Genomic DNA, 19,968 nt, shown 5'->3' with positions numbered 1-19,968 from the left:
CCCCCCGTCCCTTCCCGTCGGCGGACGCGATCGTGGTGGCCCCTGCCACCTTCAATCGATAGCGGGCGTGAACACCGGCGTTCCGATACCGGACATGACGAACGTGGAGGGAGGGAGCACTCCTGCCGAGTGCTCCCTCCCTCCACCGTCAGCTGCCCACGATCAGGGCGCCCTGAAGGGCGTCAGTGCCGCGGGCCCTGCTTCCGGTCGCGCATGCCTTCGCCCTTGGCGTTGCGCTCGCCCTTGGCGTCGTCGAACTCGATCTGCTCCTTGCGCACGGTGTCGGAGACCTCCTGGGTCTCGGTGACCTTCTCGGTCTCCAGGCGGACCCGCTCGACCGGCACGGACTCCTTGCTGACCACCGCCCTCTCGGCGTGCAGGGTCACTTCGGTCTGCTCCTCGCCGATGTTGGCCCGCGTGCTGCGGTCACCCTCGCGGATGGGCTCGCGTACGACGCGCACCTCCTCGTGGGAGAGGGGCACGGAGGTCTTCACGTCTTCGCTGACGACCACCTTGCGCAGCCGGGCGTGCCCGACCTCTTCCTCTTCCGTCCCGACACGCAGCCGCTCCTCGGAGCGCACCATCTCGTTCTCGTGGGCGGCCTTGCTGTCGTCGGCCGCTCCGGACCGGGTCGCGAACTCACGCGCGCCCGCGTTGCGGCCCTCGCCTGCGCCCATGCCCATACCGGCACCAGCACCGGCACCGGCCATACCCGCGGCCCCGGTGCGGTCGCGGCCACTGGCCGCCGGCTTACGGGGCTGCTGCGTGCCACCGGGACGGGTGAGGCCGTAGTGGGCGTAGAGGTCCTGCTCCTGGTCCGGCTCGAGGTGCTGGTCGGCGTCCACGCGCGGGGCCTCCTTGACGGCCTCCTTCGTGGCCGCCACGTGCAGCTCGTCCTGCTGGCGGCGGGCTCCGGAGAGCGGCACGAAGCTCTGCTTCATACCGAAGAGACCGGTCTTGACGGTCACCCACTCGGGACGCCCAGTTCGGTCGTCGAGATACACCTGCTCGACGCTGCCGATCTTCTCGCCGGTCCGGTCGTAGGCCGTAAGGCCCGCGAGCCCATCGGCGCTGGTGAAGGCCTCGCCCTGAGTCATGGGTGATCACTCCCTCGCAGCGGGCGACGGGCAGAATCGAATTTCGCCACGGACGTCGCACGCGTCCCCTCCATCGCGCGCCCCATCGGTGCGCGACGCAACCAGGGGAGTCACTGAGCGTGCGCGGATGGCTCGCAGGGAGCCGTTCGGCAGGCTATTCGCGGCGATCGGGCCGATCTGGTCCCTCATTCCCACGTTAGCCCGTTCGAGTGAGGGGGTGGTCAGGGGAGTGCCCCCACCGGGAGGGGCGCTGCCCCCAGTGGCAGGGCCGCCCGCATCAGGACCTGTTCCGTCTCGGACGGGAAGAAGCCGGTGATCCCCTGCATCAGGCACAGCGCCGTGGTCACGCGCCGGGGGAGCGGCCGCGGCAGTCCCACCGGAGCGAGGGCAGGCCCGCACGGCTGGGTTCGTGCCCGGTCCAGTTCGTTCTCGGCGTCCTGGACCTCACCGTTGTGGATGTGGACGAGAGCGCGCCGGACACTGCCTGACGCCTGTTCCGAGACGCTCAGGAGCGCGGCGATGCCAGATGCGGTGATGCCGGTGGCCGTGGTGCCCGAAGTGGAAGTGGTGGTGCCCGGTGTGGCGGGGTCGGCGGTCGGCCGGGTCGCGGCCGTCGCGGATCCGGTGAGGGCGCACTCGCCGGCAGCCAGCCGGAGATGGGTGCTTGCCTGGTCCAGGATTTTGACGATCGCACACAACCGTCCCGTGTCGAACGAGGCCATGGGATGACTCCTCTTCGATGCCGCGTGGCGATGAACACGCGCACGAGTATTTTGTCCTTCAGGCGTATCACCGGTACATGCCCGGCCCGAACCCCCGCGAGGGGAGCGCACGCGGCGCGCAGGGAAGGGTGCACGCGGGCACACGGACCCGGATTTCCGCCTGGGGGCGCACGGTTCGGGCGCCCATGGGACGAGTTAGGGGCCACGGCTTGGGGTCCGGCCCCTGCCGGTCGCTACCCCTCGACGCCGCCTGCGGGGCACCGCACCGCCGGGGCGCGAGCCATCTCCACCGTGAACTGCGCTCCCGCGAGCAGCGCCAGGTTGGACACCCAGAGCCACACGAGGAAGACGACCACTCCCGCCAGTGAGCCGTACAGCTTGCCGTAGGTGCCGAACCCCGAGGCGTACAAGGTGAACAGACCCGAGGACAGGAGCCACAGCAGCGCGGCAAGCAGTCCGCCGGGCAGGCTGCGGCGCCAACCGCGCTCCGAGGGCGGCGCGTTGAAGAAGAGTACGAGGACGAGAAGGACCACCAGGCAGACCAGGGCGGGCCATTTCATGACATTCCATACGGTCTGCCCCGCGTCGCCGACACCGGCGTACCGCCCCACGGCCTGGACGAGCGAGCCACTGAGTACGAGCACGACCGCACTGGCGGCCAGCAGCGCGAGCAGTGCGACGGCGGTCATGAGCACACGGTGTGCCTTGCGCCACGCGGGCCGCGTGTCCTTCACGCCGTGCATCGCGTGCAGCGCCCGCCGGAAGACGGCCGCGTAACTGGAGGCGGACCACAACGCGCTGACCCCGCCGGCGACCACGACCGTCACGGCGGCGGAACGCGCGCCGGCCATCTCGGTGAGCGCCTCGTTCAAGGCGCTGCCCGCCTGCGCCGGCGCCCAGTCGGTGACCTCCGCGATGAGCGTCTGCGTCGTACCGGGACTGACGAGGCTGATCAGACTGACCGTGACCAGGAGGGCGGGCAGCAGAGCGAGAATCGCGTAGTACGTCAACGCCGCGGCCCAGTCCGACACGTCGTCGTTCCACATCGACACCGGAGTGCGGCGCAGTGCGGCGCCCCGCCGCGCCCACGGGGAAGGGGCGTCGGCCCGACCGACAGGAGCGGTGAGTGCGGCGGACCCGTCCGCGACGCCGGCGGACGCGGCGCGCGCGGGTGTCGCGGAACTGTCCATGGGGTTACTCCTCGTTGTCTCTTGCGGGCAGCGCTCTGCGCCGCCTTCCCGGCTCGACCCCTTGGACACGTGTCGCGCGGGTCCGTCACGCGGAAGCGGGCGGAAAGTAATCTTCCCCTTCCCGTTGTGTGCCGGTCGCAGCGGGTTCCGGCGAACCCGTGCACGTGAACACGCTTGCGGACGTTGCCGTTCCATGACATAGCGGACGGAGCTGTGACGCGGGCGGGGGCAACGGGTGCGGGGTGTCGCGGGTCGTATGTGGCATGAGGGTCGGGCAACAGACAGGCCGGCCTTTCGACCACGGGGAGTTGACGATCATGAGCGTTGGTATGAGCCGAGGACTGTGTGCACTGGCGGCCGCGGTGGCAGTGGCGGGTGTGGTGGCCGGTACGGGTCCGGCGGCCGCCGCCGGCTCGCCCCGGTTCCTGGCCCCGTCCGAACTGCCGCCGCACGCGACATCGGCCTGGACCGCGGGACCGGTGACCGCCGGGCAGCCCGACCCGCTGCCGATGTGCGTGGGAGCGGCCCTGCCGTCGATCTCCGTGCACCGCGCCTACCGCACCGACCTCGACACCGGCGCCCTCCAGGTGACGGTCGTCGAGCGCAGCGAGCAGCGCGCCAAGGACTTCGCGGCCCTGCTGCGCAAGGACCTCGACAACTGCGCGAAGGATCTGATGGACCAGGATCCCGAGGTCACCGCGACGCAGAAGTACTACGGAAAGCTGAACGTCGAGGAGGGCGCCCACGTCTACGGCGTCCACACCGAGGCCACATCGGGAGCCTCCGACATCAACATGTTCTCGGTCGGCCGGGACGGCACCACGGTGACACTCGTCCAGTGGGGACAGATGGGCGGCTTCGCCCAGGCGCAGGTGGCCGACTTCAAGACAACGACCGTCAAGGCGGTCAACAAGCTGTACTGACGGAACAGGAGTGACCCCAGTGCCACCGGTGCCGCCCGTCGTCTCGACCGACGGGCGGCACCGGTCCGTTCCGCGCGTGCCTTTCGCCCGAGTTCGAACCCCCTACTTCCGGCCTTAATAAGGTTAGGCTAACCTTCACGCCGTGAGATCAGGTGAACGCGCAGGTAGCGCCACACGTCCGCGCGGTCACGAACTGTCCGCCGAGCACATGACCGTGTCGTACGACGGCGTCGATGTCGTCCACGACGCCGCCATCCAGCTCAGGCCCGGCGAAGTGACGGCCCTCGTCGGACCCAACGGAAGCGGCAAGTCGACGCTGCTGCGCACCGTCGCCCGCCTGCAGGGCGCCCGGCTCGGCACGTTGACCCTGGATTCCGGCACGGCCGAGGCCGCCGACGGCTTCGACCTCACGGCGCGTCAGTTCGCCCGGCGTGTCGCGCTCCTGACCCAAGGACGCCCCACGCCCGGAGGTCTGACCGTCCGTGACGTCGTGGAGTTCGGCCGCTACCCCCACCGGGGCCGCTGGGGCCGGACGGATGCCGGTGGCGTCGCCGTGGTGGACCGCGTGCTCGCCATGACCGGTGTCGACGGCCTGGCCGACCGCGCCGTCGACCAGCTCTCCGGCGGACAGCTCCAGCGGGTGTGGCTCGCGAGCTGTCTGGCCCAGGAGACCGGCGTGCTCCTCCTCGACGAGCCGACCACCTACCTCGACCTGCGCTACCAGATCGAACTCCTCGACCTCATGCGTGACCTCGCGGACGACGGCGGCATCGCCGTCGGCGTCGTCCTGCACGACCTCGACCAGGCGGCCGCCGTCGCCGACCGGATCGCCCTGCTCGACGCGGGGCGCATCGTCGCCGACGGCGCCCCCGATGACGTACTGCGACCGGAACACCTGTCCGAGACCTACGGCATCCGCATCGAGGTCGACACCGACCCTCTCACCGGCCGGCTGCGCACCCGCGCGATGGGCCGCCACCACAGCAGACGTGAAAGGCTCCACACCTCCTCATGAGACGCCCTCTCATCGCCGCGGCGGCCGCCAGCGCCGTGGCCCTCATCCTGTCCGGTTGCGGCACCTCCGAGCCCGCCGAGACCAGCTCGGACAAGAAGTCCGAACCGATCACTCTCACCGACGCGGGCGGCGCGACGGTGAAGCTCGACGGCCCGGCCAAGAAGGTCGTCGGCACCGAGTGGAACGTCGTCGAATCCATGGTCACACTCGGTGTGGACCCCGTCGGTGTCGCCGACGTCAAGGGCTACAAGGCGTGGGACTCGGCGGTACCGCTGAAGAACGAGCCCAAGGACATCGGCACCCGCGGTGAGCCGAGCATGGACACCCTCGCCGGTCTCACCCCGGACCTCATCGTCACCACGACCGACATGTCGGCGTCCGCGGTGAAGCAGATGAAGAAGGTCGGCCCGGTCCTCCAGGTCGAGGCCGCCGACGGCGCCGACCAGATCGGGCAGATGATGGACACGCTCGACGTCATCGCCAAGGCCACCGGCACGACCGGCGAGGCCAAGAAGGCCAAGGAGTCGTACGAGGCCAAGGTCGCCGAAGGCAGGAAGGCGCTGAAGGAGGCCAAGCTCGACGGCTCGGAGGTCGCCTTCGCCGACGGCTACGCCGCCTCCAACCAGGTCTCCATTCGCGGCTACACCAGCAACTCCCTGCTCGGCGCCGTGAATGAGGACCTCGGCCTCAAGAACGCCTGGAAGATCAAGGGCGACAAGGACTACGGCCTCGCGACCACCGACGTCGAAGGCCTCACCGACCTCGGTGACGACGTGCGGTTCGTCCACATCGGCAACAAGAGCGACGGTATGAGCGACGTGTTCACCGACGAACTCGCCAAGAACGGCGTCTGGAAGTCGCTGCCGTTCGTCAAGTCCGGTGATGTGCACCCGGTCGCCGACGGCATCTGGATGTTCGGCGGGCCCGGGGCGATGGAGGCGTACATCGACGCCCTCGTCGACGCTCTGACGAAGTAGCGCCGTGGCCGTCACCGCGACTCCCCCCGCCACGCCCGAGCGCGCGGCCGTGTCCCCCTCGGGCGCGGTCGCGGTGACGGCCGGGCTCGTACTTCTGGTCGCCGTCCTGGCCGTCGTCGACGTCACGCAGGGCACCAGCTCCGTCGGCCCCGGCCAGGTGTGGAAGGCACTCACCGGCCAGGCCGAGCAGGGCGACTCCTCCGTCGTCATCGCCTCACGCGTGCCGCGCATGGCCGCCGGGATACTCGTCGGCGTCGCGCTCGGCGCTGCGGGCGCCGCGCTCCAGGCGGTAAGCCGCAATGTGCTCGCCGCACCGGACACCCTCGCCGTCAACGCGGGTTCGTATCTTGCCCTGACCGCACTGGTCGCCAGCGGTACGACGGCGCCGCTGCTCGCCTCCTCGGGAGTGGCGTTCGTCGGCGGACTCGCGGCGGCCGCCATCGTGCTCGTACTCGCGGGGCGGAGCGCCGGAACGGTTCGCCTCGTCCTGGCGGGCAGCGCGCTCGCCCTGGGACTCAACGCCATCACCGAGGCGTTGCTCCTGCTGTTTCCCGAACGGACCGAGGGCCTCTACCAGTGGGGCCAGGGGAGCATCAGCCAGAACGGGTTCGACGGCGTCGTCCAGATGGCGCCCGTCATCGTGGCCGCCCTCGCGGGCCTGCTCCTCATCGCCCGCCGCATCGACGCCCTGGCCCTCGGGGACGACGCCGCGCACGGGCTCGGCATCCCGGTCCGCGGTACGCGCGTCACGGCCGTCGTCCTCGCGTCGCTGCTCGCCGCCGGGACAGTGACCCTCGCGGGGCCGATCGCCTTCGTGGGGCTGTGCGCGCCGGCCCTCGTACGGCCACTCGCGGGCCGGTTCCGCGCGCTCGTGCGCCATCGGACCCGCATCCCCGTCGCGGGTCTCGTGGGCGCGGCCCTCGTGCTGGGTTCCGACGTACTCCTGCGTGCCGTGACGTCGTCCCAGACCGCGGTCACCGTGCCCACGGGCGTCATCACGAGCGTCGTCGGCGCCGTGTTCCTCGTCGTCATGGCGATGCGCACCCGCGACAGCGGCAATGCCGGCGCGCCGGACCGGCTGCGCATCGCGAGCCGGACGGCGTACGGCATCACCGTGGTGCTTCTCGTGGGCGCGCTCGTCGGCGTCACGATCGCCGCGGTGCTCGTCGGCGACAGCACGTTCCTGCTCGGCGACGTGGTCAACTGGCTGCGGGGCCAGTCGGGCCAGGCCATCACCTTCGTCCTCGACACCCGCGTGCCACGCGTGCTCGCCGCACTCCTCGCGGGCGCCGCGCTGGCCCTGTCCGGCACGCTCGTGCAGTCCGTGACCCGCAATCCGCTCGCGGAACCGGGTGTCCTCGGTGTCTCCGGCGGAGCGGCGCTCGGCGCCATCATCCTCGTCACCTCGGCGCCGGGCTCGGGACCGTGGAGCATCGCGGGCGCGGCGTTCGCCGGCGCCGCGGTCAGCTCCGTGGTCGTCTTCGGGCTCGCGGCGAAGGGCGGCTTCCAGAACAGCAGGCTCGTCCTCGTCGGCATCGGTGTGTCCTCGGGAACGATGGCGCTCATCAGCCTGCTCATCGTGCTCACCGACCGGTTCAGCGCGACCAAGGCGCTGATCTGGCTCTCGGGCTCCACCTACGGACGGACCGGCACCGACGTCCTGCCGGTCGCGGCCGTGCTCGTGGCGGGGACGGTCGTGGCCATCGCCCGGCGCAAGGAACTCGACCTCGTGTCGCTCGACGAGGACACCCCCCGGCTCCTGGGCCTCGACCTGGCCCATGGACGCCTCGGCTTCCTCGTCGTGAGCGTTCTGCTCAGCGCCACCGCCGTGGCCGCCGCCGGCACGATCGGCTTCGTGGGCCTCGTGGCACCGCACGCGGCTCGCGCGCTCGTGGGGCGTCGGCACGTGCGGGTCGTGCCGGTCGCGATACTTCTCGGGGCGACCCTCGTCTGCCTCGCGGATCTGCTGGGCCGGACCGTGATCGCCCCGGCCCAGATGGGCGCGGGGCTCATGACGGCGGTCGTCGGGACGCCCTACTTCGTGTACGTGCTGGTGCGCAGCCGCCGGTAGCGGGTGGCGGCTGTGTGCCGCTACGACGCCATGGTTCCGCGCTGCCTGAGCAGTGGCAGCACGTGGTTCCTGACCGCTGGAGCGAGCTGAACGTCCTGCTCGTGACCGGAGACCCACCGCAGGGCGGACAACTCCGCGGCGGGCTCGGGCACTTGGCCGATGCGCGCCTCGAAGACCGTCAGCTTCATGGGTGTCCGCTCAAGGGCCGCCATGGCCTCGACATGGGCCAGGAACTGAGGTTCCAGGGGCTCCACCCCGAGTTCTTCGTCCAGCTCACGGGCCAGGGTCTCCAGCTGGGACTCACCGGCGTCAGGCTTGCCGCCCGGCAGGTAGAAGAAGTCGGGGGCCGCCTGTTTGCTGACGACGAGGAGGCGTCCCTCCTGAACGATCGCGGCTGCCACCACGGCCAGCGGGGCTTCCCCGTCGATGTCGTGGGCGGCGTGCGTTGCACTGTCCTGTGTCATGCGGGCCATCCTCCCAGGAACCTCGACAGCGCCCATGACGCCCGAACGTGGGCCGGAGCGAGACAGAAGCGGCCCCGCCGCGACGGGGGGACGCGGCGGGGCCAACTAAACGAGTGCCCGGCGAGGCGCGGCTCACTCCTGCTTTCGGCTGTTTGTTTCCAGCGGTGATCCGGTACACCGCACCACCCGCCACCGGGGCGGGAGGCGGGCGGTGCGGCGGATCATGCGGGGGGACGGGCGGCGTCAGCGCCGCATCGGTACCTCCGCGGGCTTCTCGGCGTCGGATTCGCCATCCTGGAACGTCTTCATCCGCACGGCTTCCGTGCCGCTGTCGTTGTGCCGCAGGGCCCAGTTCTCCAGCGTCGTGCGGCAGGCGTGGTCCAGATGGCGCACCGCGGTCAGATCCAGCTCGATGGGCCGGTCCTTGGGCAGGGCCTCCAGTGTCTCCAGGATGCGCGGAAGACGCAGGAACGTGGCGTTGCCGGTGAGGTTGACCACCATTCGGCCACCGGTCAATTCCCGCACGTCCAGGTTCACATGGGAGGTGTCCCAGGCGGACTTGACCACCGCGAGCACCAGGCCGAGCACCACGCCCTCGAACATGTTGGTCACCACGATGGCGATCGCGGTGGTGGCGAGGACCAGGGCCTCGCCCCGGTGGGCACGGGCGAGCGGGGCGATCGCCTTGACGGGGATCAGCTTGCAGCCCGCGTGGACCAGGACACCGGCGAGCGCCGCCAGCGGGATGACGCCGAGCGCGGCCGGAAACAGCACGGCGAAGAGGAGCAGCCACGCGCCGTGCAGGACCCGCGAGAGCGGGGTGCGGGCACCGGCCTCTACGTTGGCCGAACTGCGGACGATGACCGCCGTCATGGGCAGAGCACCCAGCACACCGCACACCGTGTTGCCGATGCCCTGGGCCACGAGCTCCTTGTCGTACTGCGTGCGCGGTCCGTCGTGCATGCGGTCCACCGCCGCCGCGCTGAACAGCGATTCGGCCGACGCGATCAGGGTGAAGGCCAGGACGGTGCCGAGCACGGCCACACTGCCGAGGGACGCCAGGTCGCCGAACCCCGGTGGCTGGATGGCATCGATCAGGCCGCGCACCGTCACGTTGGCGACGTTCAGACCGAGCACGGCGGACACGGCGGTCGCCAGAGCGACGGCGGCCAGCGGGGCGGGCACCACACGCACGGCTGCGGGCAGCTTCGGCCACAGCACGAGTACGGCGATGGTGCCCAGTCCCACGGCGGCGGCGGTCAGTGAGGTGGTGTCACTGAGCACGTCGACCAGCAGGCCGGGGAGTCCGGCTATCTTGTCGAGGCCGGAGCGCGGCTGCTCGGCCCCGGCCATGGTGTACAGCTGGCCGAGGATCAGCACGAGCCCGATGCCCGCCAGCATGCCCTGGACGACGGACACGGAGATGGCGCGGAACCACCGGCCGCAGCGCAGCAGACCGAGGATGACCTGTAGCGCGCCGGTGAGCAGCACGATGGCGCCGAGCATGCCGAGCCCGAACTCCTGTACCGCCTCGAAGACGAGCACGGTGAGGCCTGCGGCGGGTCCGCTCACCTGCAGGGCGCTGCCCGGCAGGAAGCCGACGACCAGGCCGCCGACGATGCCGGTGACCAGGCCGAGTTCGGCGGGCACACCGGAGGCGACGGCCACGCCGACACACAGCGGCAGGGCTACCAGGAACACGACGAGCGAGGCGAGGAAGTCCTTGCGCTTGACGCCCGGTTCACGCAGCGGACTGAAGGGGGAGCGGAGTGAAGCGAGGAAGTTGGACATGAAGGTGGGGGGTCCTGTCGTGGGAGCGGTCCGGTCGGTGAGGTGCGACAGCTCTCACAGCGGACCGAACGCCGGCCGGTCGTCGAACGACGGGCGCTGGCAGGTGACGGTGCCGGTGTGCACCTCGTAGTACCAGGCGTGCAGGGTGAGCGAGCCGTCGGCGACCCGCTCTCTCACGCAGGGGTACGCGCGCAGCCGCTCCAGCTGCGCGAGCACGTGTGTCTGTACGGCCTCCGCCACGTCCGAGGAGGCCGGGGCGAGGGAACGAAGGGCGGCGTCCGGGGCGACGGAATGGTCGAGCCAGTCGCGCACGGCCGGTACGGCCGACAGGTCTTCGCCCCGCAGCAGGGCGCCCACCGCGCCGCAGTGCGAGTGTCCGCAGACGACGATGTCCCGGACTCCGAGCACGCACACCGCGTACTCGATGGTGGCCGCCTCGCTCATGGGGCGGCCGTCCCGGTCGGCGGTGTCGACGGTGGGGTAGGGCGGTACGACGTTGCCCGCCGTACGGAGTTCGAAGAGTTCGCCGGGGCGTGCGCCCGTGATCAGGGTCGGGACGACGCGTGAGTCGGAGCACGTGACGAACAGGGCTTCGGGCGATTGCCCGGCCTCGAGAGCCTGGAAGGCCTCGGTGTTCTGCGGGTCCGCGACGTGTGTCGCGGCGAAGGAACGAGCGTTGTCGATGAGGGTTTTCATGATGTGGCCTGCCTCCTGCGTCTCTGTGGCGGAGCCGGGACGCGGTGTGGTCGGGTCGATGGTGACAGTGAGGCGCTGAGGGCCGCTGAATGACAGCGGGCACCACGTCGCCCCGGTGACAGCTTGTACGGCAGCCGTGTCTCTCACTTTGCCATCGCATTAACCTTTAATGACAGAGCAAAATCTTGCCAAAGATTGAGTAATAAACGCCCCTGAGCAGGGATTTGATCGAACTCTCAACCGTTGGGCAAGGATTCATGTGGAGATCATGTGGAGTACGTGCGGCCGTTCCGTTCCCGCCACCTTGCAGTCGCGACGCTCTCGCACGCTGAGCTGACCGCCGCCGCGCGCCGCCACGGTGCTGGCTGATCGGCTCTGTGTCGCCCTTCTCTTACTCCACTACTCCACACCGATGCCCCCCTCATCCCCTTCGGGGCAACTCGGGAACGGCACCCGTCACGGGGAGGCAAACCCGCTGATCACTCGGATCGACCCGGCGCATGGGCCGTGGCTCGGCTTGCCGGATCCCGGCCGGAGCTGTGCTCCTCGTCGAGGCGAGGATCACCCTGGACGCTCTGCGGGCCGCTGGGCCGCTGGGCCGCCGGGCGGCGGGCCAACGCGCGGCCGCCGCGGATCCCGAGCTGGTCCTGGCGGTGAAGGCCGACGGGGACGCCCACCGCCCGTCGTCCTCGCCATCGCCTGGCCGCGGCAGTCCCGTTCGACGGACGCGGCGGCCCTGGTCCACGCCGCCGCGTCCGTGGCCGAGGAGGTCAGCCCGCGGAGTCCGCCGCGTCGTCTGCGTCAATGACGTGCACCGCGGCCTCCTCGGCGGAGGCCGCCCCGCCGTCGATGCCCATGTCCTCGCCGATCATGTCCTGTTCGGCGTCGTCCTCCGCGTCCTGGCTGGCCCCGTCGTCCGGGGCGAACAGGCGCCCGGCGCGGGCGTCTCCCACTTGCGACTCGTCGATCGGCTCGCCGTCCGTGTCGGTCGTGTCCCCGATGCCGTCGTCGTCCTCGGTGGGCCCGGGGACTTCGAGCGCGGGATCGGGCCGCTCCTCGGAGAGGCGTTCCGTCAGACTCTCGCCGTCCTGCTGCTCCTGAGCGGTGGTGCCGGTGTGAGCCACCCCGAGTGGCCGCTCGGGAGGCGACCAGCCCTCGTCGTAGGGATCCGCCCCGCGGTCGCTGAGCGTGTCCTCCGCGTCGAGGATGCCCTCGTCCTCGCGGACCTCCTCCGCGTCGGGCTGGTAGACCTCGTCGCCCATGACCTCGTCGTCTCCCACGGTGCTCGTCCTCCTTCATGCGCGACTGATGCTGGTGTCCTGCCGTGTATCCACCCTGATCCAGAACACACGTTCCGGCATGCCGGAACGGGGCAGAGATGCGACGGGTCGCTGGTCATCGCGTTCCCGGCGGGCGCCACTCCAGGAGCAACAGCGTCGCGTCGTCGCGCAGTTGGTTGTCCTGCCGGTCGAGGATGGAGTGGATGAGCTGGCGCAGTGCCTCCGGCGCGGATTCGCCCGCGGCGGTCGCGCGGATGATGCTGTCCGTGAACCGCTCAAGGCCGAACTCGGCGCCGCCCCCGGTCCGCAGCTCGGTCACGCCATCGGTGTACATCAGCACGCGGTCACCCGGCTCAAGAGCCTCCTCGTGGACCTGCCACGCCACGTCGGCCAGCAGGGCGGGCGTGCCCATCGGCGGCTGGGCCGGTCGTTCGAGCGCGCGGTCGAGCACACGCTGGTCCCGGATCAGCAGGGGTGGCGGATGGCCGCAGTTGCACCAGCGCAGCACCCCCTCGGCCAGGTCGAGCTGGGCGAGGACCCCCGTGCAGAACTGCTCGGGCAGCCATCCGGCCAGCGCGTGCTGGACGGTGTCGACGAGTTCGGGCAGCTCGGCCTCGGCCCTGCGGGCGTTGCGGCAGCCGGCCATGGCCACGGCGGTGGTGAGGCCCGACGCGAGGTTGTGGCCCATGGCGTCCAGGATCGCCACATGCAGGGTCGAGGGGGTCAGGGAGTGATCGAAGGCGTCGCCGCCGATCTCGTACGCCGGTTCGAGGACGGCGGTCGAGATCACGTGGGAGTTGCCGATCGTCCTGGGCGGCAGGAAGGCCCGCAGCATCTCGGCGGGAAGCTGCATGGTCTCGGATCGTGTCCGGCGCGCGAAGCTGTCGCTCGACGCCCGCTTCGAGGTGATCGTCATGGCGAGGATGGAGGCCAGCATGCGGCAGCGCCGCAGCAGCGCGACGTCGATGACCGATGCCGTGGCGCCGATGACGCCGAGGCGTTCGGCGCCGTCGATCAGCGGCAGCCAGGCGACGATCCTGCCCTGGGCCAGTTCCTCGACGCGCAGCGCGTGTGCCCGGTAGGCCGAACCGGCGACAGAGGTGTCCACACCGAGGGTGGTCGGCCCCTCGGCCAGCGGCACCAGGTGCCGCTGCTGGATGTCCACGAGGTACACGTCGATCCGGTCGAGCCCGACCGCGTCGGCGAACCGCTGCGCCAGGTCGGGCAGCTCCATCGGAGACGCCGCGTGCGCCGATGCGAGCAGTTGCTCAAACAGTTGTTCCCCTGGACCGGGCTGTCGGGGGCCGCGCTTCCCGGCTCCGGGGCCGGAGCCGGGGCTCTCGGCACCGGCGCTTGCGGGTCCCGGCTGCCTGGGCTGGCTCGACATCTGTGATCACCGCCTCATCAGCAGTCTCACATCGGGTCCCGTATCTCGCCCGGGCTCGGCAGCTCGGGTCCCGCATTTCGCGTACATCCCCCTGGAATTCCGGCGCACACGAGCTCTCCCCGGTGCGTCGGGCCGGCCGTCTCAGCGGTCGACCCCGGTCCGCGGAGCCACACAAGAGCAGCGTAAGGTCGCGGACCGGCCGCATGCGGCCGAACCGACCAATACCGTCACCCGAACAAGGAGCCGCTGGTCATGCCAGCCAATGACGCCGCGCAGGCGCCGATCTACGACACCCTCGTCCAGGAGCACGGCGACGTCCTCGCGACAGCCCGCCAGGCCGCCGAGGAGACCCAGCAGAGAGCCGAGGCCGTGCTGGACTTCAGGGGGCCGATCTCGGTCGTCCCGGACGCCCCGGCCGTCGAGTCCGCGTAGGCGCCCGGGGTGCCTTCCGGTTCCCTCGCGTGCCCCGCGGCCCTCGATGGGCGACGCTGGAAGCACACGTACGCCGTCGCGGTGCCGACGGCCGGAGGTGCCGATGGATCCCGTCCAGGCGTTGGAACGGATCGCCTTTCTGCTGGAGCGCGGCCGCGCTCCGACCTACCGTGTGCGGGCCTTTCGCACCGCGGCCGCTGTGGTCGGCTCGCTCGCCGACGGCGAGGCCGCGCGGCGCGTCGCCGACGGCTCCCTGGAGTCGCTGAAAGGGATCGGCCCCAAGACCGCCGCAGTGGTCCGCGAGGCGCTGGCAGGCGAAGTCCCGGGGTATCTGGAGCGGCTTGAGGACGAGGCCGACGCCCCGCTCATCGAGGGCGGCACCGGGCTGCGGGCGCTGCTGCGCGGCGACTGCCACCTGCACTCCGACTGGTCCGACGGCGGCAGCCCGATCGAGGAGATGGGCCGGGCGGCCCGAGACCTCGGCCATGAGTGGGCCGTGCTCACCGACCACTCGCCACGGCTGACCATCGCGCATGGCCTGTCCCCCGAGCGTCTGCGCGAGCAGCTGGCGGTGGTGGCCGACCTCAACGCACGCTGGGCGCCCTTCCGGCTGCTCACGGGCATCGAGTGCGACATCCTCGACGACGGATCGCTCGACCAGGAGCCCGAGCTGCTCGATCAGCTCGACGTGGTGGTCGTCTCCGTGCACTCCAAACTGCGCATGGACGCCGCCGCGATGACGCGGCGCATGGTCGCCGCCGTCAGCGACCCTCGGGCCGACATCCTCGGGCACTGCACCGGCCGGCTCGTCACCGGGCGCGGCAGGCCGGAGTCGCGGTTCGACGCGGACGCGGTGTTCGCGGCGTGCGCGGACGCGGGCACGGCGGTGGAGATCAACAGCCGGCCCGAGCGGCTCGACCCGCCGCGTCGGCTGCTGCGCCGGGCGGTGGACGCCGGAGTGCTGTTCTCCGTGGACACCGACGCGCACGCGCCGGGGCAGCTGGACTGGCAGGTGTTCGGATGCGCGCGGGCCGAGGAGTGCGGGGTGCCCGCCGAGCGCGTGGTGACGACCTGGACGGCGGAGAAGCTCCTTGCCTGGACGCGGGAGAGCCGGGCCGCTGCCTGAGGGCGTTCGACGCGCGACTCGGGATCAGAGCGCGCGCGTCAGGACCCGGTCCGGCGTGAGCGGAAGTTCGCGCAGCCGCCGTCCGGTCGCGTGGTGCACCGCGTTGCCGATGGCCGCGGCCGTCCCCACGATGCCGATCTCTCCGATCCCCTTGCTGCCCATGGGGTTGAGGTGGGGGTCGTCCTCGTCGATCCAGTGCGCCTCGATCGCGGGTACGTCCGCGTGCGCCGGTACGTGATAGGCGGCGAGATCGGCCTCCGTGAAATCACCGAAGGCAGGGTCCATCGTGCTGCCCTCGGTCAGCGCCATGCCCAGGCCCATCGTCATCGCGCCGATGAACTGCGAGCGCGCCGTGCGGGAGTTGAGGATGCGCCCCGCCGCGTAGACGCCGAGCAGTCGGCGTACCCGGACCTCGCCGGACACCGTGTCGACGCCGACCTCGGCGAAGTGCGCGCCGAAGGAGTGGCGGGAGTAGTCGCTGTCCGCGTCGGCCTCGCCCGCCGTGTCCGCCGTGGCACCGACGCCCTCCGGAGGCAGCTGCTGCCCCTGCTGTCCTGCCAGGCGCGCGGCCAGTCGCGTACAGGCCTCGTGGACGGCCCAGCCCCATGAGGCCGTCCCTGAGGAGCCGCCTGCCAGCGGGGCGTCCGGAAGGTCGCTGTCGCCGATGTCGGTGCGCACGGAGTCCAGGGGGACGCCGAGCGCGTCGGCTGCGACCTGGGCCAGCACGGTGCGGGCGCCCTGGCCGATGTCGGTGGCATTGACGCGGACCACGAAGCTGCCGTCCGGGTAGGCGTGGGCGCCGGCCTGGCACGGCGCGATGTTCACCGGGTACGTCGCCGCCGCTACCCCGCTGCCGATCAGGACGGGCCCCTCGGAGCGCGAGCGCGGGCGTGGGTCGCGCTCGGACCAGCCGAAGCGACGGGCGCCCTCGCGCAGGCACTCGGCGAGGTGGCGGCTGCTGAAGGGCTTGGAACTGTCGGGCTCGGTGCCGGTGTCGTTGCGCAGCCGCAGCTCCACGGGGTCGATGCCGAGGGTCACGGCGAGTTCGTCCATCGCCGACTCCAGGGCGTACATGCCGGGCGCCTCACCGGGTGCCCGCATCCAGGAGGGACTCGGCACATCGAGCGGGACCACGCGGTGGGTGGTGCGGGCGTGCGGCGAGGGATACATGATGCGTGTGGAGGCGGCGGCCGTCTCGACGAACTCCTTGACGCGCGAGGTGTGCGCGGCCACCTCATGGATCACGGAGGTCAGCGTGCCGTCCTCCTTGGCCCCCAGGCGCACCCGGTGCAGCGTCGGCGAGCGATGACCCACCACAGCCACCAACTGGCGGCGCGGCAGGACGAGTTTGACGGGCCTTTCGGTCACGCGGGCGGCCATGGCGGCGAGTACGACGTGCGGCCGTGGCGTGCCCTTGGAGCCGAATCCGCCGCCGACGTGCTGCGAGACGACCGTGACCTGTTCCCTGGGCAGCTCGAAGAGGCCGGCCAGGACGTTGCGGACCGTGGTGGCGCCCTGGCTGCTGTCGTGCACGGTCAGGTGCCCGTCCTGCCAGTGGGCGGTGGCCGCGTGCGGCTCCATGGGGTGGTTGTGCAGCGGTGGCACCCGGTAGGCGACATCGACGCGGGCGGGCGCGGACGCGTACGCGCCCTCCGCGTCGCCGCGCACGTGCTCGCCCGATGTGCCGTCCTCGTCCTCAGGTACGTAGGCGTCGGGGTGATCGGCTTTCAGGGTGACGTCGTGCGCTTCCTCGGCGTAACCGACCTTGACGGCCGCGGCGCCTTCGCGTGCCGCCTCCAGAGTGTCGGCGACGACGAGCGCGACGTACCAGCCCCGGTGCGGAACACGCGCGTCCTGCAGCACGGCAAGCGTCGCGTCGTCCGGCTCGGCCAGGCGCGGCGCGTTCAGATGGGTGAGGACTTCGACGACGCCGGGCAGCTCCAGGGCCGCGGTGGCGTCGACGGCCGTGACCGTGCCACGTGCCACCGTGGCGGGGACCGGCCAGGCGTAGGCGCACCCCTCGGGAGTGTGCTCGGCGGAGTAACGGGCGGTCCCGGTCACCTTCTGGGGGCCTTCCCTGCGCTCGGCGGGAGCTCCGAGGGCACTGGCGGTGTCCGGCATGGGGTTCTCCCTGGAGGGGGGCTGAGTTTCAGGAGGCGGGGGACGAGTCGGCGAGCCGCCGCAGCACGTCACACGTGAGATTGCGGGCCAGGCGCACCTTGAACGCGTTGTCCCGCAGCGGCTCGGCCGCGCAGAGCTCGGCGTCCACGGCGCGCAGGAACGCCTCGTCACTCGGAGGTTCGCCGAGCAGAGCCCGCTCGGCTTCCCGGGCGCGCCAGGGCCGGTGGGCCAGGCCGCCGAACGCGATGCGCACCTGGCGTACGGCGGAGTCCTCGACGTCCAGGACCACGGCCACCGAGGCCAGCGCGAAGGCGTACGAGGCGCGGTCGCGGGCCTTGCGGTAGGCGGAGGGCAGCCCCGCGGTCGAGGGCGGGAGCAGCACACCGGTGATGAGCTCCCCGGGTGCGATCTCGGTGTCCAGGTCCGGGCGGTCGCCGGGCAGCCGGTGGAACTCGGCCACGGGCAGGGTGCGCCGGCCCCGCACACCGTGCAGCTCCACCTGGGCGCCGAGCGCGGCGAGCGCGACCGCCATGTCGGAGGGGTGCGTGGCGATGCAGAGCCGTGAGTGGCCCAGGATCGCGTGGTCGCGGTGGACGCCGTCGCGTGCGCCGCACCCGCTGCCGGGCTCACGCTTGTTGCACGGCTTGGCCAGATCCTGGAAGTAGGGGCAGCGGGTGCGCTGGAGCAGGTTGCCGCCGGTCGTGGCCACATTGCGCAGCTGCCCCGACGCCCCCGCGAGCAGGGCCTGGGCGAGAACGGGGTAGCGGTCGCGCACCAGCGGATGGGCGGCGAGGTCGCTGTTGCGCACCGTCGCTCCGGCCCGGACGGACCCGTCGGGCAGTTCCTCCACCGCGTCCAGCGGCAGCCTGCTGACGTCGATCAGTCTCCCGGGGCGTTCCACGCCCAGCTTCATCAGGTCGACGAGATTGGTGCCGCCGCCCAGATAGCGGGAGCTCGGGCGGCCCGCGTGGGCCGCGGTCGCCTCTTCGACGCTGTAGGCGCGCACGTACCGGAAGGGCTTCACCGGGTCACGTCCTCGACGGCCTCGACGATGTGGGGGTACGCGCCGCAGCGGCACAGGTTGCCGCTGAGCCGCTCACGGATCTCGTCCCTTGTCAGCTCCACGGGGTCGCCGGTGGCGGCGTCCGGATCCGTCACATGCGACGCGTTGCCCGCCGCGGCCTCCGCCAGGGCGCCGACGGTCGAACAGATCTGGCCCGGGGTGCAGTAGCCGCACTGGAAGGCGTCGCGCTCCAGGAAGGCGCGCTGCACGGGGTGCAGGTCCTCGCCGTCGGCGGCGTGCAGCCCTTCGACGGTGGTGATCTCGCACCCCTCGTGGGCGACGGCAAGCAGCAGACAGCTGTTCGCGCGGCGCCCGTCGACCAGGACGGTGCAGGCACCGCACTGACCGTGATCACAGCCCTTCTTGGCGCCGGTGAGACCCAGCTGTTCGCGCAGGACGTCGAGGAGTGTCGAACGGTGGTCGACGGTGGGGCGGCACGGTGTGCCGTTTACCGTCAGGGCCACTTCCGAGCGGAACACATCGGTTCCCATGGCGCTCTGCTCCCTCGTCGACGCGTGGTCTGCGGTGTCACCGCGTAACCAGCCTGAGTCAGGACACACGTTCCGGCACGCCGGGCGCGTGCGGGCGGCGCATCGGCTCACCCCCGGGGCGAGGGCCTCACGGCTTGCGGGCGAGGCCGCCGTGTTCGCCGATGGGCCCAGGGGCGGGGGAGTCGGTGTCCGGGCGCCAGAAGGGGACCGAGACGACGCCGGGCGCCAGGAGCTCAAGGCCGTCGAAGAGCGCGGTGATCTGGTCGACGGGGCGCAGGAAGTAGGGCACGGCGCCTGTTTCGTTGTAGGCGTCCTGCGCCTGTTCGTAGTCGGCGTCGGTGCCCCGTGAACCGTCGTTGATGGAGAGGTAGCTGCCGGAGGGCAGGCCTTCCATCAGTCGGGTGACGATGGCGCGTGCCCGGTCGTAGTCGGCGACGTGGCCCAGGATGTTGCTCAGGATCAGGGCGGTGGGGCGGGTGAGGTCGAGCGTCTTGGCCGCGGCCGCCAGGATGCGGTCGGGGTCGGACAGATCGGCGTCGAGGTACGCGGTCGCTCCCTGGGGGGTGGAGGTGAGCAGGACGCGGGCGTGCGCGAGGACCATCGGGTCATGATCGACGTACACGATCCTGGTCCGGGGATCGAGCCGCTGGGCGACCTCGTGGGTGTTGTCCACGGTCGGCAGGCCGGTGCCGATGTCCAGGAACTGCCCGATGCCCGCCTCGGTGACCAGGTGGGTGATGGTGCGGCGCAGGAAGGCGCGGCTGCTGCGGGCGACCGTGACGATGCCGGGGAAGACGGCGCTGTAGGCGTCGCCGGCCTGTTCGTCGACGGGGTAGTTGTCCTTCCCGCCCAGCCAGTGGTTCCAGATCCGGGCCGAGTGCGGCACCGAGGTGTCGATCTCCCGACGCGCCGCGGAACCGGGCGTCGTCATGGGGTCGCTCATGGTCGGGGCCCGTCTTTCCACCGAGGCGTGAACCGTTCAACGCACAACCTACGTCTCAACAGTGCGGACGCGTACACCAGTTAACTGTCCGGCGGGTCGGATCGCCGATGCTCGGCGGCGCCGGGGCCGACGGTATGGCGGGACGTCGCGCGCTCCGCGAGGATGCCCCCTTCGCGTGC

The 19,968-nt window shown here is 71.2% G+C and carries 18 protein-coding genes; 6 read left to right on the top strand and 12 right to left on the bottom strand.

Translation table 11 applies throughout. The annotated features are described in order from the left end of the window. Nucleotides 1–182 precede the first annotated feature (182 nt). The 3 genes from ACFVXC_RS38490 to ACFVXC_RS38480 all read right to left on the bottom strand — a co-directional run bounded on the left by ACFVXC_RS38490 (nucleotide 183) and on the right by ACFVXC_RS38480 (nucleotide 3,009). Nucleotides 183–1,097, bottom strand: a complete 915-nt coding sequence (locus ACFVXC_RS38490) for a DUF2382 domain-containing protein (RefSeq protein WP_389915592.1) — start codon at nucleotides 1,095–1,097, stop codon at nucleotides 183–185. A 221-nt stretch (nucleotides 1,098–1,318) separates the two neighbouring features. After that, a complete protein-coding gene (locus tag ACFVXC_RS38485; protein ID WP_389915589.1) occupies nucleotides 1,319–1,819 on the bottom strand; it encodes a hypothetical protein in 501 nt (166 codons plus the stop codon). 233 nt (nucleotides 1,820–2,052) lie between these two features. Then, complete coding sequence (locus tag ACFVXC_RS38480) at nucleotides 2,053–3,009, bottom strand: YihY/virulence factor BrkB family protein (protein ID WP_389915586.1); 957 nt, start codon at nucleotides 3,007–3,009, stop codon at nucleotides 2,053–2,055. Nucleotides 3,010–3,338: 329 nt separating this feature from the next. Here ACFVXC_RS38480 and ACFVXC_RS38475 point away from each other — a divergent pair, with 329 nt between their 5' ends. The 4 genes from ACFVXC_RS38475 to ACFVXC_RS38460 all read left to right on the top strand — a co-directional run bounded on the left by ACFVXC_RS38475 (nucleotide 3,339) and on the right by ACFVXC_RS38460 (nucleotide 7,995). Next, nucleotides 3,339–3,932 carry a hypothetical protein gene (locus ACFVXC_RS38475; protein ID WP_389915584.1) on the top strand — a complete coding sequence of 198 codons (594 nt, stop codon included), beginning with the start codon at nucleotides 3,339–3,341 and terminating at the stop codon, nucleotides 3,930–3,932. A 208-nt stretch (nucleotides 3,933–4,140) separates the two neighbouring features. After that, nucleotides 4,141–4,947 (top strand): ABC transporter ATP-binding protein, encoded by an 807-nt coding sequence (locus tag ACFVXC_RS38470; RefSeq protein WP_389915693.1) that lies wholly within the window; start codon nucleotides 4,141–4,143, stop codon nucleotides 4,945–4,947. Next, entirely contained in the window at nucleotides 4,944–5,924 is a 981-nt protein-coding gene (locus ACFVXC_RS38465; protein ID WP_389915581.1) for an ABC transporter substrate-binding protein, read from the top strand. Before ACFVXC_RS38470 ends, ACFVXC_RS38465 begins: the two co-directional genes overlap by 4 nt. 4 nt (nucleotides 5,925–5,928) lie before the next feature. Next, the gene (locus ACFVXC_RS38460) at nucleotides 5,929–7,995 is read left to right on the top strand and encodes an iron ABC transporter permease (RefSeq protein WP_389915578.1); all 2,067 of its coding nucleotides are present in this window, start codon (nucleotides 5,929–5,931) and stop codon (nucleotides 7,993–7,995) included. A 20-nt stretch (nucleotides 7,996–8,015) separates the two neighbouring features. On the opposite strand, the gene ACFVXC_RS38455 is transcribed toward ACFVXC_RS38460, so the two are convergent. From ACFVXC_RS38455 to ACFVXC_RS38435, 5 genes are all read right to left on the bottom strand, one after another. Further along, on the bottom strand, nucleotides 8,016–8,459 hold the full coding sequence (locus ACFVXC_RS38455) for an NUDIX domain-containing protein (RefSeq protein WP_389915575.1): 444 nt from the start codon (nucleotides 8,457–8,459) through the stop codon (nucleotides 8,016–8,018). 243 nt (nucleotides 8,460–8,702) lie between these two features. Further along, nucleotides 8,703–10,250 carry a SulP family inorganic anion transporter gene (locus tag ACFVXC_RS38450; protein WP_389915573.1) on the bottom strand — a complete coding sequence of 516 codons (1,548 nt, stop codon included), beginning with the start codon at nucleotides 10,248–10,250 and terminating at the stop codon, nucleotides 8,703–8,705. 54 nt (nucleotides 10,251–10,304) lie between these two features. Then, a complete protein-coding gene (locus ACFVXC_RS38445) occupies nucleotides 10,305–10,946 on the bottom strand; it encodes a carbonic anhydrase (RefSeq protein ID WP_389915570.1) in 642 nt (213 codons plus the stop codon). Between the two features lie 770 nt (nucleotides 10,947–11,716). Further along, nucleotides 11,717–12,208, bottom strand: coding sequence for a DUF5709 domain-containing protein (locus tag ACFVXC_RS38440; RefSeq protein ID WP_389915691.1), 492 nt, complete (start codon nucleotides 12,206–12,208; stop codon nucleotides 11,717–11,719). Nucleotides 12,209–12,341: 133 nt separating this feature from the next. Continuing rightward, complete coding sequence (locus ACFVXC_RS38435) at nucleotides 12,342–13,460, bottom strand: PP2C family protein-serine/threonine phosphatase (protein ID WP_389915567.1); 1,119 nt, start codon at nucleotides 13,458–13,460, stop codon at nucleotides 12,342–12,344. Between the two features lie 405 nt (nucleotides 13,461–13,865). On the opposite strand from ACFVXC_RS38435, the gene ACFVXC_RS38430 reads away from it, so the two are divergent. After that, entirely contained in the window at nucleotides 13,866–14,045 is a 180-nt protein-coding gene (locus tag ACFVXC_RS38430) for a hypothetical protein (RefSeq protein ID WP_389915565.1), read from the top strand. Between the two features lie 103 nt (nucleotides 14,046–14,148). Beyond that, nucleotides 14,149–15,171: a PHP domain-containing protein gene (locus ACFVXC_RS38425; RefSeq protein WP_389915562.1), complete on the top strand. Its 1,023-nt coding sequence runs from the start codon at nucleotides 14,149–14,151 to the stop codon at nucleotides 15,169–15,171. A 24-nt stretch (nucleotides 15,172–15,195) separates the two neighbouring features. Here the strand turns inward: ACFVXC_RS38425 and ACFVXC_RS38420 are convergent, their stop codons facing one another. From ACFVXC_RS38420 to ACFVXC_RS38405, 4 genes are all read right to left on the bottom strand, one after another. Beyond that, a complete protein-coding gene (locus ACFVXC_RS38420) occupies nucleotides 15,196–17,292 on the bottom strand; it encodes a xanthine dehydrogenase family protein molybdopterin-binding subunit (protein WP_389915559.1) in 2,097 nt (698 codons plus the stop codon). A gap of 28 nt (nucleotides 17,293–17,320) precedes the next feature. Beyond that, entirely contained in the window at nucleotides 17,321–18,316 is a 996-nt protein-coding gene (locus ACFVXC_RS38415; protein ID WP_389915555.1) for an FAD binding domain-containing protein, read from the bottom strand. After that, nucleotides 18,313–18,846 carry a 2Fe-2S iron-sulfur cluster-binding protein gene (locus ACFVXC_RS38410; protein WP_389915552.1) on the bottom strand — a complete coding sequence of 178 codons (534 nt, stop codon included), beginning with the start codon at nucleotides 18,844–18,846 and terminating at the stop codon, nucleotides 18,313–18,315. The genes ACFVXC_RS38415 and ACFVXC_RS38410 overlap by 4 nt, the downstream gene beginning before the upstream one ends. Nucleotides 18,847–18,973: 127 nt before the next feature. After that, nucleotides 18,974–19,789 (bottom strand): SAM-dependent methyltransferase, encoded by an 816-nt coding sequence (locus tag ACFVXC_RS38405; protein ID WP_389915550.1) that lies wholly within the window; start codon nucleotides 19,787–19,789, stop codon nucleotides 18,974–18,976. Between the last annotated feature and the right edge of the window lie 179 nt (nucleotides 19,790–19,968).

This window comes from Streptomyces sp. NPDC058257 (genome assembly GCF_042881845.1).
Lineage (GTDB): Bacteria > Actinomycetota > Actinomycetes > Streptomycetales > Streptomycetaceae > Streptomyces.
The sequence above is the reverse complement of the archived record's forward strand: the minus strand, read 5'-3'. Positions and strand labels throughout refer to the sequence as shown.

Coding starts and splice junctions, on each gene's coding strand:
- ACFVXC_RS38425 (WP_389915562.1), top strand. CDS start 14,149: ATGGATCCCGTCCAGGCGTTGGAACGGATCGCCTTTCTGCTGGAGCGC.
- ACFVXC_RS38475 (WP_389915584.1), top strand. CDS start 3,339: ATGAGCCGAGGACTGTGTGCACTGGCGGCCGCGGTGGCAGTGGCGGGT.
- ACFVXC_RS38410 (WP_389915552.1), bottom strand. CDS start 18,846: ATGGGAACCGATGTGTTCCGCTCGGAAGTGGCCCTGACGGTAAACGGC.
- ACFVXC_RS38435 (WP_389915567.1), bottom strand. CDS start 13,460: ATGGAGCTGCCCGACCTGGCGCAGCGGTTCGCCGACGCGGTCGGGCTC.
- ACFVXC_RS38450 (WP_389915573.1), bottom strand. CDS start 10,250: ATGTCCAACTTCCTCGCTTCACTCCGCTCCCCCTTCAGTCCGCTGCGT.
- ACFVXC_RS38470 (WP_389915693.1), top strand. CDS start 4,141: ATGACCGTGTCGTACGACGGCGTCGATGTCGTCCACGACGCCGCCATC.
- ACFVXC_RS38490 (WP_389915592.1), bottom strand. CDS start 1,097: ATGACTCAGGGCGAGGCCTTCACCAGCGCCGATGGGCTCGCGGGCCTT.
- ACFVXC_RS38480 (WP_389915586.1), bottom strand. CDS start 3,009: ATGGACAGTTCCGCGACACCCGCGCGCGCCGCGTCCGCCGGCGTCGCG.
- ACFVXC_RS38485 (WP_389915589.1), bottom strand. CDS start 1,819: ATGGCCTCGTTCGACACGGGACGGTTGTGTGCGATCGTCAAAATCCTG.
- ACFVXC_RS38405 (WP_389915550.1), bottom strand. CDS start 19,789: ATGAGCGACCCCATGACGACGCCCGGTTCCGCGGCGCGTCGGGAGATC.
- ACFVXC_RS38455 (WP_389915575.1), bottom strand. CDS start 8,459: ATGACACAGGACAGTGCAACGCACGCCGCCCACGACATCGACGGGGAA.
- ACFVXC_RS38430 (WP_389915565.1), top strand. CDS start 13,866: ATGCCAGCCAATGACGCCGCGCAGGCGCCGATCTACGACACCCTCGTC.
- ACFVXC_RS38440 (WP_389915691.1), bottom strand. CDS start 12,208: ATGGGCGACGAGGTCTACCAGCCCGACGCGGAGGAGGTCCGCGAGGAC.
- ACFVXC_RS38445 (WP_389915570.1), bottom strand. CDS start 10,946: ATGAAAACCCTCATCGACAACGCTCGTTCCTTCGCCGCGACACACGTC.
- ACFVXC_RS38465 (WP_389915581.1), top strand. CDS start 4,944: ATGAGACGCCCTCTCATCGCCGCGGCGGCCGCCAGCGCCGTGGCCCTC.
- ACFVXC_RS38420 (WP_389915559.1), bottom strand. CDS start 17,292: ATGCCGGACACCGCCAGTGCCCTCGGAGCTCCCGCCGAGCGCAGGGAA.